At 47.1% G+C, this 17,260-nt stretch carries 17 protein-coding genes; 11 read left to right on the plus strand and 6 right to left on the minus strand.

Going from position 1 to position 17,260, the window contains the following annotated elements; all coding sequences use genetic code 11:
* From Q1V74_RS08215 to Q1V74_RS08245, 7 genes are all read left to right on the plus strand, one after another.
* Nucleotides 1–516: glycine--tRNA ligase subunit alpha (locus Q1V74_RS08215; RefSeq protein ID WP_300648029.1), on the plus strand; the 516-nt coding region annotated here is incomplete at its 5' end.
* Complete coding sequence (gene glyS / locus Q1V74_RS08220; protein WP_300648032.1) at nt 516–2,651, plus strand: glycine--tRNA ligase subunit beta; 2,136 nt, start codon at nt 516–518, stop codon at nt 2,649–2,651. The genes Q1V74_RS08215 and glyS, both read left to right, overlap by 1 nt.
* On the plus strand, nt 2,651–3,187 hold the full coding sequence (gmhB, locus tag Q1V74_RS08225; RefSeq protein WP_300648034.1) for a D-glycero-beta-D-manno-heptose 1,7-bisphosphate 7-phosphatase: 537 nt from the start codon (nt 2,651–2,653) through the stop codon (nt 3,185–3,187). Before glyS ends, gmhB begins: the two co-directional genes overlap by 1 nt.
* Before the next feature lies 1 nt (nt 3,188).
* Nucleotides 3,189–3,932, plus strand: a complete 744-nt coding sequence (locus tag Q1V74_RS08230; RefSeq protein ID WP_300648060.1) for a lysophospholipid acyltransferase family protein — start codon at nt 3,189–3,191, stop codon at nt 3,930–3,932.
* Nucleotides 3,904–4,695 carry a SprT family zinc-dependent metalloprotease gene (locus Q1V74_RS08235; RefSeq protein WP_300648036.1) on the plus strand — a complete coding sequence of 264 codons (792 nt, stop codon included), beginning with the start codon at nt 3,904–3,906 and terminating at the stop codon, nt 4,693–4,695. Before Q1V74_RS08230 ends, Q1V74_RS08235 begins: the two co-directional genes overlap by 29 nt.
* A 10-nt stretch (nt 4,696–4,705) precedes the next feature.
* On the plus strand, nt 4,706–5,101 hold the full coding sequence (gene gloA / locus Q1V74_RS08240) for a lactoylglutathione lyase (protein ID WP_300648038.1): 396 nt from the start codon (nt 4,706–4,708) through the stop codon (nt 5,099–5,101).
* 63 nt (nt 5,102–5,164) lie between these two features.
* Nucleotides 5,165–6,394, plus strand: a complete 1,230-nt coding sequence (locus Q1V74_RS08245) for a spore maturation protein (RefSeq protein ID WP_300648040.1) — start codon at nt 5,165–5,167, stop codon at nt 6,392–6,394.
* Here the strand turns inward: Q1V74_RS08245 and rsmA are convergent.
* From rsmA to Q1V74_RS08260, 3 genes are read right to left on the minus strand one after another with little or no spacing between them, the layout of a single operon-like run.
* The gene (gene rsmA, locus Q1V74_RS08250) at nt 6,391–7,176 is read right to left on the minus strand and encodes a 16S rRNA (adenine(1518)-N(6)/adenine(1519)-N(6))-dimethyltransferase RsmA (RefSeq protein WP_260649247.1); all 786 of its coding nucleotides are present in this window, start codon (nt 7,174–7,176) and stop codon (nt 6,391–6,393) included. The genes Q1V74_RS08245 and rsmA overlap by 4 nt on opposite strands.
* 7 nt (nt 7,177–7,183) lie before the next feature.
* Entirely contained in the window at nt 7,184–8,569 is a 1,386-nt protein-coding gene (locus Q1V74_RS08255; protein WP_300648043.1) for a peptidylprolyl isomerase, read from the minus strand.
* Nucleotide 8,570: 1 nt separating this feature from the next.
* Complete coding sequence (locus tag Q1V74_RS08260; RefSeq protein WP_300648045.1) at nt 8,571–10,949, minus strand: LPS-assembly protein LptD; 2,379 nt, start codon at nt 10,947–10,949, stop codon at nt 8,571–8,573.
* A gap of 136 nt (nt 10,950–11,085) precedes the next feature.
* On the opposite strand from Q1V74_RS08260, the gene Q1V74_RS08265 reads away from it, so the two are divergent.
* From Q1V74_RS08265 to Q1V74_RS08275, 3 genes are all read left to right on the plus strand, one after another.
* Complete coding sequence (locus Q1V74_RS08265) at nt 11,086–12,120, plus strand: phosphotransferase (RefSeq protein ID WP_300648047.1); 1,035 nt, start codon at nt 11,086–11,088, stop codon at nt 12,118–12,120.
* Between the two features lie 4 nt (nt 12,121–12,124).
* The gene (gene murU, locus Q1V74_RS08270; RefSeq protein ID WP_300648049.1) at nt 12,125–12,808 is read left to right on the plus strand and encodes an N-acetylmuramate alpha-1-phosphate uridylyltransferase MurU; all 684 of its coding nucleotides are present in this window, start codon (nt 12,125–12,127) and stop codon (nt 12,806–12,808) included.
* Between the two features lie 86 nt (nt 12,809–12,894).
* The gene (locus Q1V74_RS08275) at nt 12,895–13,590 is read left to right on the plus strand and encodes a DUF6776 family protein (RefSeq protein ID WP_300648051.1); all 696 of its coding nucleotides are present in this window, start codon (nt 12,895–12,897) and stop codon (nt 13,588–13,590) included.
* A 65-nt stretch (nt 13,591–13,655) separates the two neighbouring features.
* Here the strand turns inward: Q1V74_RS08275 and Q1V74_RS08280 are convergent, their stop codons facing one another.
* The 3 genes from Q1V74_RS08280 to Q1V74_RS08290 are packed head-to-tail and all read right to left on the minus strand — an operon-like array spanning nt 13,656 to nt 16,142.
* Complete coding sequence (locus Q1V74_RS08280) at nt 13,656–14,438, minus strand: MetQ/NlpA family ABC transporter substrate-binding protein (protein ID WP_300648053.1); 783 nt, start codon at nt 14,436–14,438, stop codon at nt 13,656–13,658.
* 31 nt (nt 14,439–14,469) lie between these two features.
* Complete coding sequence (locus Q1V74_RS08285; protein WP_260649262.1) at nt 14,470–15,135, minus strand: methionine ABC transporter permease; 666 nt, start codon at nt 15,133–15,135, stop codon at nt 14,470–14,472.
* Nucleotides 15,132–16,142, minus strand: a complete 1,011-nt coding sequence (locus Q1V74_RS08290) for a methionine ABC transporter ATP-binding protein (RefSeq protein ID WP_300648056.1) — start codon at nt 16,140–16,142, stop codon at nt 15,132–15,134. The genes Q1V74_RS08285 and Q1V74_RS08290 overlap by 4 nt, the downstream gene beginning before the upstream one ends.
* Before the next feature lie 503 nt (nt 16,143–16,645).
* On the opposite strand from Q1V74_RS08290, the gene Q1V74_RS08295 reads away from it, so the two are divergent.
* Nucleotides 16,646–17,260 (plus strand): hypothetical protein (locus Q1V74_RS08295; protein ID WP_300648058.1); only part of this gene is annotated, 615 nt, incomplete at its 3' end.

Below are 17,260 nucleotides of genomic sequence, written 5' to 3' on the forward strand. Positions count from 1 at the left end.
CTCAATGGCATGGAAGTCACTCAGTTCACTTACTTTCAACAGGTTGGCGGTCTAGACTGTGTGCCCGCCACCGGCGAAATCACCTATGGTCTTGAGCGTCTTGCAATGTACTTACAAGGGGTCGAAAGCGTTTATGATCTAGTATGGACCAAAGACAAACAAGGGCATGCCATTTATTATCGTGATGTCTTCCATCAAAACGAAGTTGAGCAATCCACTTATAACTTCGAATACGCCAGCACGGATATGCTCTTTGCCCACTTCAATAATCATGAAGCAGAGGCTAAAAAGCTCATTGAGCTTCCCCTTGCTCTGCCAGCCTATGAGCAAACTCTAAAAGCTGCTCACACCTTTAATATGCTTGATGCTCGCGGTGCCATCAGTGTGACAGAGCGCGCTGCCTATATTGGCCGTATCCGCAACCTTGCACGGGGGGTCGCCCAAGCTTATTACCATTCCCGCGAAGCCCTTGGTTTCCCTATGTTGAATAACCAAAACAACAAGGAGACCGTCTAATGTCTGAAGCCACCATGTTGAATCGCTCCTTATTAGTCGAACTCCAAACCGAAGAGTTGCCTCCTAAAGCCCTAGAAAAAATGGGGCAAGCCTTTGCTGATGGGGTAGCCAACGTCCTTAGTCAACGTCACTTATTACAGGGCGATAGCACCATCACCGCGTATGCAACGCCCCGTCGTTTAGCTGTCCATATTACCCATGTTGCCCAACAGGCCGCCGATCAGCCCTTTAGTGAAAAGCTTATGCCCACTAAAGTCGGTATAGATGCCGATGGGAATATAACAGCCCCCCTACAAAAACGACTAGATAGCAAAGGACTCGGTCACCTAAGCTTAGCCGATCTAGAAATTAAATCAGACGGCAAGCAAGACTATCTCTATGCAAATGGCATGGCAACCGGGGCCAAGCTCGTCGATGTAATCAATGAGGCCATCGACTATGCTGTTACGCACCTGCCTATTCCTAAAGTGATGCGCTATCAGCTTAATGATGGCATCACAAGCGTACGCTTTGTGCGCCCTGCTCATGGTTTAGTGGTTCTCTGGGGCGAAGATGTGCTTGATGCCCAAACCCTTGGCTTAACCTCGGGTCGTACCACGTTAGGGCACCGCTTTATGTGCGAAGGCCCACTGAACATTACTTCGGCAGATAGTTACGAACAACAACTTGAGCAACAAGGTTGGGTGATTCCCTCTTTTGCTAAACGTCGCGAAAACATTCGTCAGCAATTACAGCAAGCGTGTGAGCAGCATCAAGCCACCCTGGGTGATGATCCTGAAGTCCCTGCCTTATTAGACGAGGTCACAGCATTAGTCGAACATCCTACGGTTTACAAGGGCGAATTTGATCCTGTCTTCCTTGAAATACCCAGTGAGTGCTTGATTTTAACGATGCGGCTTAACCAGCGCTACTTCCCCCTCTTTGACCCAAATACCCATGCGCTGACACATCGCTTTTTAATCGTGAGCAATATGCAGGTTGAGGATCCTTCACATATTATTGAGGGAAATCAACGAGTGATTCTGCCACGTTTAGCGGATGCACGCTTTTTCTTTGAAACCGATCGCAAGCAGTCGCTCGTAGACCGAGTCCCAAGTCTAGAGAACAGTGTTTATCACAACAAACTTGGTTCACAACGGGTACGCGTGGAGCGCTTACGTCGTTTGGCTGTACATATTGCCGAACAACTGGGCGCGGACACGCAGCTTGCCGATCGTGCCGCCCTACTTGCCAAAGCTGACCTCAACACCCTCATGGTGGGAGAGTTCCCTGAGCTTCAAGGGATTATGGGCGCGTATTATGCTCAAGCCGATGGCGAGCACGAACACGTCGTCAATGCGCTACGTCATCAATATGAGCACCGTATTCACGCCCCCGTTAGCGCCGACTCTCTGATTGCCACTACGCTATTTTTAGCGGAGCGCGCAGAAACCCTTATCGGTATTTGGGGAATAGGCTTAGCTCCTACAGGCGAGCGTGACCCGTATGCCTTACGTCGTGCCGCTTTGGGCTTAATCAGTGCGTTCGAACAGCTCAACCAAGGGGGATATCTGACTCACTCCCGCTTAGATTTACGTGAGCTACTCACCTTCTCGGCCGCTGGCTTCGATACTGCGGTCTTAGCAGAAAATACCGTTGAAGAGGTGATCAATTTTATTTATGAGCGCTATCGCAACCAACTGGTTCAAAATCACGACCGTAAGGTCGTAGAGGCCGTGCTCGCTTTGCAGCCGCCCCTACAACAAGTAAACGCCCGTATCAATGCTTGTGTTGCCTTTGCCCAGCGCCCTGAGGCAGAGAGCCTTGCGGCCGCTAATAAGCGAATTAGTAATCTGCTCCAGCGCAATACAGAAGCGGGCACCCCGCTGGACCCTAACTTACTGACTGAGCCCGCCGAACAAGCTTTGGCAGCAACGATTCGCGAGCTTGCGCCTGTAGCCCAACAACAGTTTGAACAAGGCGACTTTAGCGCTTCTCTTGCCACACTGGCAGCGGCTAAAGAGCCTGTGGATCGATTCTTTAACGATGTCATGGTCATGGCCGAGGACATGGCTGTACGCAATAATCGCCTAGCTTTGTTGCGGCAATTACACCAGTCCATGAATCAAGTGGCTGATTTATCCTTACTTGCCTAGTGAAAACTGCTATTTTAGACCGCGATGGAGTCATTAACTATGACTCCAAAGCCTTTATTAAATCACCCGATGAGTGGGTTGCTATTCCTGGCAGCCTAGAGGCCATTGCTAAGCTCAAGCAGGCCGGTTGGCGGGTCATCATTGCCACCAACCAGTCTGGCTTAGCTCGTGGCCTGTTTAATATGGATACGCTTAACGCCATTCATCTGAAAATGCGTCAGCAGCTTGCTGCTTTCGGTGCACATGTTGATGCTATTTTTATTTGTCCTCATGGTCCTGATGACCACTGTACATGCCGCAAGCCTTTACCCGGCATGTTCATTGAGGCCATGCGTCGTTATGATCTGAATCCAGAAAACTGTGTGGCCGTTGGGGATTCTTTACGAGACCTACAAGCCGCTCATGCCGCCCAGATTTCTACGGCACTGGTTTTAACAGGAAACGGCGCTCAAACACAGCAACAACCTCTACCCCCTCTTACCACTACTCACCCCGACTTAGCAGCTGTGGTGCAATTTTGGCTTGCTCAATCCTAATATGCTGTATTTACGCGCTTTTTTATTCCAGCTTTTTTTGATCATCACCGTCATCCCCTATGCGTTTGCTTGCATACTCTGGGCTCCTTTACCCTTACGCTGGCGCTATAAACTCACTACTGGGTGGCCCCGCATGGTGATCTGGGCAGCAAAAGTCATTTTAGGCATACGGTGGCAAATCATCGGAAAAGAGCACTTACCAGATGGTCCTGCTGTCATATTATCTAAACACCAGTCTACTTGGGAAACCTTTTTCTTTACCATACACTTGCCTCGTGATGTGTGTTTTGTCTACAAAAAAGAACTAAACCGCATTCCATTTTTTGGTTGGGGGCTCGCTCTTTTAAATATGATCCCTATAGATCGCTCTAAGGGACGCGATGCCTTTGAGCAGGTGGTGACCACAGGACAATTACGTCTTAATGAAGGGCGCTGGCCCTTATTGTTCCCAGAGGGCACCCGTGTCCCACCCGGTAAACGTGTACGCTATAAGCATGGAGGTGCAGCCTTGGCCACACAATGCCAAGTTCCTGTTATCCCAATCGCACATAATGCAGGGGAATACTGGCCCAAAGGAAAATTTCTCAAAAAACCTGGACTCATCACGGTTTCTATTGGCCCCTTAATCCCTACTGCTGGGCGTACTGTGAACGAAGTCAATCAAGATGTAGAGCACTGGATCGAATCCGAAATGCAACGTTTAAATCCAGAACGTTATGAACTACCAACTTCTCAAGCCCGCTAAACTTCCCCCTGGAACCCAGTGGAAAAACACCACGGTATTGGAGCGCCCCTTAAGCTATATGCTTAAACGCTCTCGTCGTAAAAGCATTGGTTTACGCATCAGTGATGAGGGCTTGGTTCTCACTGCGCCCCACTGGGCCACCAACCAACATATTCAACAGGCTTTAGACACCAAAGCCACATGGATATTTAGCAAACTCGAAGAACGGCTCAAACGTTTGCAACAACAAGCAATGAGTCATACGGTCTGGCAAGAGGGGGGGCAACTTCCCTATCTCGGCGTCACCATTACGCTTCAGCTTAACCCGTTACTAAAACAGCCGGTGTATGCGGGGGACCTTAATCAGCCCTCCCATGAAGATCGTCTCTGCTTGCATTTGCCCCCTGAGGCAGATAGTCAGCGTATTCAAGATCTTTGTCATAGCTGGCTCCAACAACAAGCCAAACGAGATTTTTCGATACGTTTATCGTACTTTTTAGAAAAAAGTGGTTATCAGACACGCTTTAACCAATGGCGTCTTGGCAGCCCAGCAAAACGCTGGGGTTCTTGCTCTAGTCAAGGCAACATCATGTTAAATTGGCGTTTGATTCACTTTGCACCTGCTATCATTGATTATGTGATCGCCCACGAGGTGGCTCACTTAAAAGAAATGAATCACAGCCCTGCCTTTTGGCAAGAGGTCGAGCGCCTTTTGCCTACGTTTTACACGGCACGGCAACAGCTCAAGCAGTTTGACCCTGCGAGCCTACCCTTATTTGAATAAAGGAATGATTATGCGTATTTTGCACACCATGCTGCGCGTAGGTGACCTACAGCGTTCTCTGGACTTTTATACCAATGTTTTGGGTATGAAACTCTTACGCCAAAAAGATTATCCCGATGGTAAGTTCACCCTGGCTTTTGTTGGTTATGGTGAAGAAAGCGAAACCGCGGTACTTGAGCTGACCCATAACTGGGATACGGTCAGCTATGACTTAGGTAATGGTTATGGTCATATTGCTCTAGAGGTCGAAGATGCCTACCAAGCCTGTGAGACGATTAAAGCCAAGGGCGGTAAGGTCGTCCGTGAAGCAGGCCCAATGAAGCATGGCAACACCGTAATTGCTTTTGTCGAAGACCCCGATGGTTATAAAATCGAGCTAATTCAAGCTAAAGGGCGCGAAGACTAAAGCTCACCTTACGGGATACAGTAAGCGGGCTACTGCCCGCTTTTTATTTGGGATAAAGTCATTATGTTAAATACCCTTTGGGTGTTGTTTTTTGTGGTTGCTGCCAGCAGTGGGCTATATCATTGGCTCATACTAGGCCAAGCCGATATTTTTAGCCAAATGGTGCAAAGTTTATTTGCTATGGCTGAGCTATCTGTACAAATTATGATTGTACTTTTTGGCACCCTTAGCTTATGGCTTGGTTTCTTACGCATCGCAGAAAAAGCCGGTCTTATTGAAAAGCTCGCTCGCTGGCTTACCCCCCTATTTACACGCTTAATGCCAGGCGTTCCAGCAGGACATCCCGCTCTGGGTTTAATCACCCTAAACTTTGCTGCTAATGGGCTAGGCTTAGATAATGCCGCCACCCCAATTGGGTTACGCGCCATGCGTGCCCTGCAAGAGCTGAACCCAGATGCTAAAACAGCAACAAATGCTCAAATCCTATTTTTGGTCTTAAATACGTCCTCGCTCACCTTATTGCCTATTAGTATTTTTATGTATAGGCTACAGCAGGGCGCTGCCGATCCCACCTTGGTTTTTTTACCCATTTTATTAGCGACAACCGCCTCTTCCTTAGCTGGGCTGCTCGCCGTCGCTCTGGTACAACGCATACGCCTAGGCGATCCAATACTCTTACTCTGGTTGGGCTCACTGCTACTTTTGCTGGGGCTATTTATTGCCAGTCTCGCTACTCTAAGCGCAGCGGCTCTGAATCACTTTTCATCCCTACTCGGCAACCTGAGCTTATTAGGGGTCATTGCTCTCTTTTTATGGGCTGGTTGGCGTAAAAAACAGGCCTTGTATGACCAGTTTATAGAGGGCGCCAAAGAAGGCTTTGACGTAGCCAAAAATCTACTGCCTTATTTGCTGGCCATGCTCTGTGCTATTGGTCTATTACGAGCTTCAGGCGCCTTAGAAATAGCACTTAGCGGGATTCGTTGGGTAGTGGATAGCCTAGGCGTGGATAACCGTTTTGTTGATGCTCTGCCCACAGCTCTGATGAAGCCATTTTCTGGTGGTGCGGCTCGGGCGCTATTAATAGAAACCATGCAGCACCATGGTGTGGACAGTTTTGCCGCCTTATTGGCTGCCACCTTTCAGGGCAGCACGGAAACCACTTTTTATGTTCTTGCTGTGTATTTTGGTGCGGTCGGTATCCAACGCGCTCGGCATGCCATCCCCTGCGCGCTAATTGCCGACGCTGCCGGTATCAGCGCCGCTATCGCTGTCAGCTACTGGTTTTTTGCTTAAGGTGCTGCTAATAATGGCGTCAGTGCGTCGCTAAGCGCAATGTACTGAGCCAGACTCACTTGCTCTGCTCTGGCGGTGGGATCAATGCCAACAGCTTCCCAGTTAATCTGGGGGGCCCAGTCTGCTAAAACCCGCCGCAACATTTTTCGCCGCTGACTAAAGGCTTTGGCTACCACTTGGGCAAACACCGCCTCATCTTTGGCTTGAAGACGATCCGCTTTTAACGGTCGCATCCGTACCACCGCTGATGTCACCTTAGGTGCTGGATCAAAGGCCTCTGGCCCTACATCAAATAATTTAACCATCCGATATCGCGACTGCAGCATCACGGATAAACGCCCATAAGCGGCATCCCCAGGCTGAGCCACCATACGATCAATGACCTCTTTTTGCAGCATAAAATGCTGATCCAAGACCTGATCCGCATATTGCATCAAATGAAACAACAAAGGGCTCGAGATGTTATAGGGCAAATTACCGACTATACGTAAGCCCGACCCAAACTGACTAAAGTCCACGGTGAGCACATCCGCGGAAATAATCTGAAGCTGCTCAGGACGGTATTTTCTTTCTAAAAAAGCGACTAAGTCACGGTCGATTTCAATCACAGTAAGCTGATCTACTGCCTGTGTTAATGGCTGCGTTAACGCTGACATCCCAGGACCAATTTCAATCAGTTTATCTGTTGGTTGAGGATCAATCGCACGCACAATTTGGTGGATAACCCCCTCATCGTGCAAAAAATTTTGTCCAAAGCGCTTACGCGCCTGATGATGTTGCATGTAAATCCTATTTGCGACGCCCTGAGCTTAGCTCAGGATCTAAACGATTATCAATGTATGCTTGACTACGAATTTGGCTAAGCCAGTCATCAAAAGCGGGCTCTACGCGCTGTTGATGTAACATTTGGCGAGCTTGCATACGTCGGAACTCATTACCAACGTTACGGTCACGGCGCTCATCAACGCGAATAATGTGCCAACCAAACTGTGAACGAATGGGGGCGCTAACCTGCCCTACCGCCAAAGCATCCATAGCCTGCTCAAATGCCGGTACTGTTTCCCCTGGACTCAACCAGCCTAAACTCCCCCCTTGCGGAGCAGAAGCATCTTCGGAATAGGCGCGAGCGAGCTCCTCAAAATTTTCACCATTGCGTAAACGATAAGCAATTTGATCAATGCGCTCTTTGGCCTGCTCATCACTTGTGATCTGATTAAATTTAATCAAAATGTGACTAGCCCGCGTTTGGGTTACTAAGAAATCAGCCTCTGCCGATTGCGCATTGCCCGCTTGAGAGCGATTAAGTACTTTTAAAATATGATAGCCTGCCCCACTGCGCACCACGTCTGTTACCTGACCTGTGGCCGTATCTTTTAGTGCTGACGCAAATACATCCGGCCATCCCTCTAAAGGCCTTGCTCCCAGCACACCACCCTGCAATGCTTCCGGACCATCAGAAGAGGCTGCCGCTACACCAGCAAAATCAGCCCCTGATCGCACCTGACGTAATAATGATTCCGCCTTTTGTTTAAGCTCTGCTTGTGTAGCTTGACTTGCCCCCTCGGGTATACGCACGAGTATCTGTGCCACCTCGAGGATTTCATTAGCCTGTGCTGGTTGTTTGGTCGAAGCCGGATCAATGCCTTGGCTTTTTAGTAACGCATCAATCTCCGAATCGGAAATACTAATCCGTGGGTCAATGACTTGCTGACGAATACGATCTATTAAGACTTCCTGGCGCAAGCTTCGCAAATAAGTTTCCCACTGTAAACCGCCTTTTTCAATCTCCTGACGCAATTGAGCTAAGGACATCTGATTACGATTTGCGATCAGCTCCGCCGCTTCTAAGGGATCAATTTGGTCTGGGTTAAACCCCATATGTAACGCTTCTTGGCGTATTAAACGCTCATCGATCAACCGTTGCAAAACCTGACGCTGTAAGATTTCCTCATCGGGAACTGGAATTTTTTGCGCACGCAGGTTTTTTGTCACCTCTGCGACCTCGGCATTGACCTGACGCAAAGTGATGACATCTTGGTTAACTACCGCTGCAATTCCATCCACATAACCCTGGGAGTCGGTAAGGGGCTGCGCCATAGCAAGCTCTACATTGGCAACGCCGCCAATAGTCATTAAACAAAACACGACTTGGCGCGTTAATTGCTGTAACTGCATATTATTCGTACCTCTCAAAAACGGTTTTTTCTGGGATGGATGGCGTTACAGGCTTATAGCCTACAATACGCTCTCGCAATAGGCTCATTGGATTTGTCCCAATAGAACCTAAACCAGAGAGTTCTAACTGTAAAAATACAGCACTGTTACTTTTTTGGGCGGAGACAGCATAGCGCTGGAGCACAAAACGCCCCGTCCAGCAACAGTCACCCTTATACTCCAATCCAAAAATCGTCTGCGTACTGCGTTTTTCTTGAATAGAGTAATCAACCCTACCTAAACCATACAGTTTATTTGACAATGGCCACTGTGTGGTTAAAGAAATTTGCTCTTTGGTTCGCTCGTCGTTATTAACAAATTGATATTGAGGATTGTCAAAGGCGCGAGGATCTCGTTCATAACGATACGAAGCCGCTATCGTTGCTAGACGTTTAGGCTGCCAGCGTACCCCTGCGCTCATACGGTTTCGATCACGGGATTCAGGGTTAAGCTGTGCATCAAAACGTACATGAAACTGATCAGTGAGCGCAGCATAAGCACCAAACAAATAGTCAGAACGTGTGCGCTCTGGGGGATATTCATGTGCTGTAAAATTATGCAAGAATACCTTCTGGTTAGTAAAGTGAAAACGCTGTGCGGCCTCTAAGCGTACTCGCTCAAATCCCGTATCACTATCTAACCAACGAGTAGAGAGCCCCATAGTTAACTGGTTAGCATTGGCAATACGATCCCAACCACCACTATAAATATTCTCACTAAAGGCTTGAGAAAAATTGAATGTAGCGACGCTGGTATCTAAATTTGGAATATCGTTTTGATCCCGATAAGGAACATATAAATAATACAGCCGTGGCTCTAGTGTTTGGATCGAGTCAATCCCAAAAAGCCGCGTATCACGCTCAAATGTCATCCCCATATCCAGAGAAGATATCGGCACCACACGCCCAACGTTACGAGCTAAGTTGCGCTGAGCCACATTATTAACAGATTTCCAGTCCGTATCATAATGACTTAAGTGCAAGCCAAATTTAGGAGTGACATACCAACCCGGGCGCACGATAGGATAAGCCACTGTTGTATAAGAGGATATTCGTGTGCTATTTGGTGCTAAGCGAATACGCCTATAGGCATCAAACTTATTGACACTCCCCGAGTAATAAGGCATTACAAAACGAGTCGCCTGATTTTCGGTCTGCACATCGAAACCGCCCCAGTTATATCGTTTCCCAGTCAACCTAAACTGCGGCAACCGATCGTATTCAGGGCGACGATACCTTCTTTCTGCATCCTGCAGCGTCTGGTATTTAGAAACCGATAAAGCCGCATTAAAATACTTCGCTCCGCTCCAGGTAAAACGAGCATTGCTTAATAGCTCTGTCACCGAGGCTTGGTTAATCCCAAAAGTAGATAAGTCTCGGAAATAATCATCATCTGAAACCCGACGATAGTTATAAGCAAAGCCGACGCCACCCCCAATATGATGCTGGTGTTCCGCGGCAAAGTACCAACGATCTGTGTCCGTTTTATTGTCATTGGCTAAATAGGTACCCGTGAGCTGGCCTTGATGCTGCTTGCCTAAATAACGGAACTCTCCTTGCAGCTGTACCCCTCGTTTACTTAAGACGCGCGGTGTTAACGTAGCATCGTAATTTGGGGCAATATTAAAATAATAAGGAATGGAGAACTCTAAACCACTATTCGATGAATACCCATAGGATGGCACCAAAAAACCGCTTTTGCGCTCCTCTCGTAGGGGAAAAGCCAAATAAGGCGAGTATAAAATAGGAACATTTTTAAAATACAACACCCCATGTTTAGCTACCCCCGTATTTTTATCATTATATAAATCGACTTGTGGGGCGCGTATAAACCAAGAAGGGGCAGGACACGGACAACCCGTGTATTCCACGGTTTTCATACGCAAGTGATTTTTAGATAGCAAATCAGCCTGCTCCGCCGAGCCAGAACCCCCAGATCCCCCAAATACGAAGCGAGGGCTTTGTATCGCACCCGTTTCATTTTGGATGTTGTAATCAATATGCTCACTTTGAATTAAACTGCCCTCGCGAAGGAGCTTGCCTTGACCTCGGATTCGTAAATCACCAGAGTTAGGGTGATATTCGATTTTTTCGCCTTTAGCAATCGAATCAACACGACGGACTTGAGCATCCCCTTTCAGTAAAACAGTTCCATTTTCTGTGCGCTCAAGTACATCACCCGTAAAAAATACAGTCATGTCGTCCTCAGCCAAAGACTGCACCTGCAAATGCGAGGCCGCCTTTAGTCGAGGAACATGCGGTTCTGAAGCCAAAGCCGGTTTTAGCGTATTATTTACGACTAAACCCGCTAAAATCATAAGGGTGTACCAACCTGATCGCACAACGTTTGTGTCCTTAGAAAATGATTCGCTATGTATCTTTGATACCTATTTAGCATCACAAATCGCTATTATAGTGAAGCCGAGCGTATCGCGGCACCTAAACCGTTAAAATTTATTAGCTTAGAGTCTTTTATTTATGCAAGATCCTGCAGTCCTACGTCAACAACAACTCAAACATTGGCTCGCCACGTTAGCACCAACTTATCAAATTGATCCCCAGCAGCTACAGCCGGCCTCAAGCGACGCTAGCTTTAGACGTTATTTCCGAGTTTCCCACGTGGATACCTCATATATTATTATGGATGCACCACCAAGCCAGGAAAATAACGCTGCCTTTATTGATATACAAGCACGCCTAGCTAATGTTGGTGTACGAGTGCCCGACATACTCACTTATGATCTAGACTTGGGTTTTATGTTACTCAGCGATTTGGGCACACAAAACTTCTACCAAACGCTACAGTCCCCTATGGACTCAAGTGCGTTACAAGCTCTCTACCGTCTCACTATCAAGGAGCTAGTACGTATGCAGCACGCAGATCCTACTGGCTTGCCGGTCTATGATGCCAACCGTATGTTAGAAGAGCTGCAGCTATTTGAGCAATGGTATATCAAAGGTTATTGCAAAACCGAACTAAGCGATACAGAAAAACAAAGCCTAGACACACTATTTAAGCGTCTAGTCCAAGATAATGTACAGCACGGCCAGGTTTTAGTGCATCGGGACTTTCATTCACCTAATCTCATGATGCCTACAGATGCATCCCTACGGCCTGGCGTCATTGACTTTCAGGATGCCGTCATCGGCCCTATCACCTATGATATCGCCTCCCTAGTAATGGATGCTCGCTATAGCTGGGATGAGGAACAGCAATTAGATTGGGCAATTCGCTATTGGCAAGCCGCTCACCATGCCGGCCTAGCTATCGCTGAAGACTTTGCAGAGTTTCACCGAGCGTATGAATGGATGAGCGTACAACGCAATTTGCGTATATTAGGTGTATTTAGCCGCCTTTCTTTGCGTGATCAAAAACACCACTATTTGGATCATATCCCACGCGTTTGTCAGTATTTGCGTCAAGTCTTTATTCGTTATGACGAATTCAATGCGTTACGTCGCCTCTTTGACCGCTTAGAAAACAAACAAACCGTATTAGGAATGACTATTTAATACCATGCGAGCTATGATTTTAGCGGCTGGTCGGGGCGCACGGATGCGCCCACTTACTGACCATACCCCCAAACCCTTATTAAAAGTTGGCGGCAAAGCCTTAATCGAGTGGCATCTTTTACGTTTAGCCCAGGCAGAGATTACTAATATTGTGATTAACCACGCTTGGCTAGGTGAGCAAATAGAGGCCTATTTAGGCGATGGCAGCCGTTTTGGTGTACACATCCAATACTCTGCTGAACCCACCGCTCTAGAAACCGCTGCCGGCATAAAAAAAGCGTTACCTTTACTGGGTGAACACCCTTTTCTTGTCATCAGCGCGGATGTATGGACGGACTGGGATTGTCGCGTCGCACCCTATTTAGCTCAACGCTTACACCAACAGCAGGCGCTAGCGCACTTATTGCTTGTCCCTAACCCTTCGCATCACCGCGAGGGCGATTTTGACCTAGCACATGGGTACATACAGTCTAAAACCTCGACAACCAGCTATACCTATAGCGGTATGGGTGTATTTAGCCCACGGTTTTTTGATCAAGTAAATGCAGAGGTGCCTACGCCATTACGTGAACCTCTCCATCAAGCCATTCAACAGCAAAAAGTCCTCGGTAGCCTTTATCAAGGACAATGGCAAGATGTAGGCACACCCGAAAGATTGCAACAAATAGAACAAAGCTTGGCTCATTAGCTTGAACAGGCTATGATTTCTGGCAGCCGCTCGGCATTTTTGCATTGATCTTATTTCCTCCAATCTTTACAGGAACAATTTGCCCCATGCTAGGTTCCAAACGACCCGTATTTAAACCCACCGCCTATGGCTACACCCGACGCAAACGTCGTATCCCTCGTTGGTTAGTGTTAATGATTACCGGCATGGTCTTAGGTGCGGGAGGTTTACTTTTTGTTCAAAAAAGCTATGGCCCACCTATGCTTACGGTCGAACAATCACAACAGCTACATGATGAGCTTAATAGTGTTAAAGCAGAAAACCAGCGCTTGCAGTCACAAATTACTCTTGCTGAGCGTGAGCGCGATGATAGCCTGAGCCAAGTCGCCACTATCAAAGATAAGCTGGAGCGTCATGACAGTATTGTGGCGGCCCTAGAGCGAGACCTTGCCTTATTTGCCCGTGCTATCCCGGCCGATCCGCGTGGCACCTCTCCAGGTATACGCGCAGCCGAATTTAAAAACAATAGTGCCGAGCTAGACTATAACGTTTTGCTAATGCAAGACGATGAAAAAGCATCTACATTCAAAGGCACAATGAAATTTAATGTTATGGGACGTTACCCCAACGGACGTACCGGCCATATAGACTTAGAGCCGGTTGCCGTAGAGTTTGGACATTATCTACATGCACAAGGCTCTGTAGAGCTGCCCTCTGGTATGACTGCACGTCAAATTACCATCCAAGTCTTCCCTGAAGGCAGCCAAAAAGCAGCGGCTATGCGAATTATTAACGTACGCTAGTCACACAGCCCAGCCAATAAAAAAGCCATCGTGATCACGATGGCTTTTTTACTATGGTAGGCTACTTAGAATGCCGGCACAATTGCGCCTTTGTACTGCTCTGTAATCTGCTGACGCACTGCATCAGAATGCAATGCCTGCATGAGCTTTTTCACATCCTCATTATCCGCTTTATCCGCTGTGGTGGCCACAATGTTGGCATAAGGCGAGTCAGCACCCTCGATAAATAGGGCATCATTTAATGGATTTAATCCCGCTTCTAACGCATAGTTGGTATTAATCAACGCCAAATCCACATCTGCTAGTACACGTGGCAAAGTAGCTGCCTCTAGCTCTTTAAATTTGAGCTTTTTGGGGTTTTTTACAATATCCCGCGAGGTAGCTAAAATATTCTCAGGGTCTTTTAGCTCAATCAGCCCTTGCTGTTGTAATAATAATAAAGCACGAGCACCATTAGAAGGATCATTAGGCAATGCCACCAAAGCCCCGTCTTTTAATTCAGATAGCGCTTTGATTTTTTTCGAATAAGCACCAAAGGGCTCTACATGCACCAAGCCAATAGAGACCAACTCGGTTTTATGTTCTTTATTAAAAGTATCTAAATAGGGCTTGTGCTGGAAAAAGTTCACATCCAAATGCCCATCAGCCACCTGAGCATTGGGCTGTACATAGTCGGTAAATACCTTAATATCAAGCTCTACCCCTTGTTCCGCAAGCGTCGGCTTCACAAACTCGAGCAGCTCCGCATGTGGTACGGGGGTGGCAGCCACAGTCAGTTTACCCGCATGGGCTGAACCAACCGCTAACGCAGCCAGCGATAGGGCAAAAGCGGGAATCAATTTTTTCATGAATGGTGCTCCTAAAAGTAAATCGAATGAATTATTGTGTCTTACTATGAATCATAGCAGCTAGCTTATCACCAAACATTTGAAGCAATTGCACTAAAACAACTAAGATCAACACAGTAACTAACATCACATCGCTTTGGTAACGCTGATAACCAAAGCGTAGTGCAAGATCCCCCAAGCCCCCGCCACCGATAACGCCTGACATCGCCGAATAACCTACTAGGGTAATCGCTGTGACCACAATTGCAGCTAAAATCCCTGTTGTAGCCTCTGGCAATAAGGCCATGAGTACGGTCTGCCGTGAATTAGCCCCCATCGCGCGACAAGCTTCAGAAACGCCTGGATCAAGCTCACGCAGTACATTTTCTACCAAGCGCGCAAAAAAAGGCGCCGCACTTGCTACTAAAGGCGGTATTGATCCTTGTACACCTAAAGACGTTCCGGCTAAAACACGCGTTAACGGAATCATCACGATCAATAAAATTAAAAATGGCACCGAGCGTAAGACATTCACAACCAATGATAATGACTGATACGTAACCCGGTTTTCTAAAAGCTGCCCTTTGGCAGTAAGAAACAAAATCACACCTAAAGGCAAACCAATTAAAACCGTAAACAAGAGCGAAAACCCTGTCATCAACAACGTATCAAGGGTGGCCTCAAGAATTAGGGGCCAATCAAGATTATCAAAGCTCATGGACGTAATACCTCGCAAGCAACGCCTTGTTGGGCTAATAGGGTTTCAACCTGTGACCATCGGGATAAATCACCGTTAGCCGCTACAACTAACTGCCCATAAGGCACATCTTTAATACGACTGACAGCTCCCTGCAAAATGCTTAAATCTAGCTGGTAATCACGACTAATTTGACTTAATAAAGGAGTGGCTGTCGATGAGCCGGTAAAACTCAAACGCAATAGGCGCCCTTGCACTTCGGCCGCCATATCCTGCCACCCTTCGGCCTCTACCCCGCTTTCAGACAGCAAAGACTGGGTGACCGCATGTTGTGGATGTAGGAACACATCTAATACCTCTCCCTGCTCCACAAGCTTCCCCGCATCAATCACCGCCACCCGATCACAAATGCGTCGAATCACATCCATACTATGCGTAATTAGCACGATCGTTAGCCCTAAATCCTGGTTGATTTGTGCCAGCAACCGCAAAATAGACTGCGTCGTTTCAGGGTCTAAAGCTGAAGTAGCCTCATCGCAAAGCAGTAGCTGAGGGTGATTCGCTAATGCTCGCGCAATCCCTACACGCTGCTGTTGCCCACCAGAAAGCTGGCGTGGGTATTTATGCACATGATCTTGCAAACCCACAAGCTCTAACACCTCTAATGCCCGTGCTTTTTGTTGCGCACGCGTTAGCCCCGCTAGCCGTAACGGAAAACATACATTATCCAACACGGTACGCATCTGCAACAAATTGAAATGCTGGAACACCATCCCAATTTTTTGACGTACTTGGCGTAGTTGGGGCTCGGCTAAAGCACTAATATCCTGGTCCTGTAACCAAACTCGTCCACTGCTGGGTCGTTCTAAGAGATTCAGCATGCGAATCAAGGTGCTTTTTCCGGCACCTGAGCGTCCAATAATGCCAAAAACCTCTCCCGCTTGAATCTGTAAATTAATATCGTCCAAAGCCACCACTGTTTTGGTGCCTGAGACATAGTTTTTATTGATATGTTCTAAACGTATCAAGGGATACACCTTATGTCGCGATGTCTGCGAAAAATGGATTAACTAAATACTTTCGTCAATACCGATAAAAAAACCGTACTAAAAAAAATAAAACCCTATTTTGCCTCGTTCCAATCCTTAAAAACAACAAATCATGTACAAAAATGAGTAAATCTCTTTGGGATTCTCATTTACACAAAATAATTCGTTAAGCTATTTACATCTATTCATTTTCTCTAGGAGGATCTGTGTTATGCAAATGGTAGTGACTCGTACTCTGTGTGACGCTTGCTTGACATTACCTGTAGCTGTAGCAGCCACACCCCCTCATCCAGAATTACACCTTTGTAGTGAATATATCCCGATAAAAGGTGAGAATTTTGAAGCAAAATTTAAATGTCGGGCTTGTGATACGATTTGGCTACATCGAAAAAACAAATGGGGGGCCTGCGAAGGTTTTAGGCTGAACCCATAATATAAATTATGCTAGGCTAATATCATGCTAACCTAATTAGGCTTATAGAATGACAATGCCATGCAAACTGATTTACGCCAAATCACTTCAAGCTGCTCATGCTGTGATCGTGGCCTTGCGCGAAAGCTGGCAACAGCTAATCCAATATAAGACCACGCCAGCGCCTGAGCTACTACAACGTTATCAGCAGCTCATTCAACAATTGCAACAGCTGCCCCTACCTGCTGACATTAAGCCCCTTTTAAAACAGCTTCAACAACAATTACAAAACCATCACACTGGCGTTAAGCTTATGCCATTGCAGCAAGCTTTAGCGCATTTTGGGATCCAGCTAAATCATCAAACTGACAGCCCATGGTTTCATTATGATCCTGGTCAGCCTCTACCCGTTGTGCTCCAAGGCCTAGGCAAAGCATGGCGCCAACAACTAAAAAAATATAAAGACCACCCCACCAAACGCCTACAACTTGCTTGGCAAAACCTGCCCTATAGTGCGGCTTTTCATGAGGCTTGTTTAGCTTTGCGCGCTATTTTACGTGAAAAAAACACGAGCGACAGCCCTGCGTTGCCATTATTGTATTATATTGCTGCCTTTCATTCTTTTATACGTATCGAGCCAGAAACCCCACGTGGGGATTTAATTGCCGCCGCCTTTTCTGGCAAA

Source organism: Paenalcaligenes sp. (genome assembly GCF_030152715.1).
Taxonomy (GTDB): domain Bacteria; phylum Pseudomonadota; class Gammaproteobacteria; order Burkholderiales; family Burkholderiaceae_B; genus Paenalcaligenes; species Paenalcaligenes hermetiae.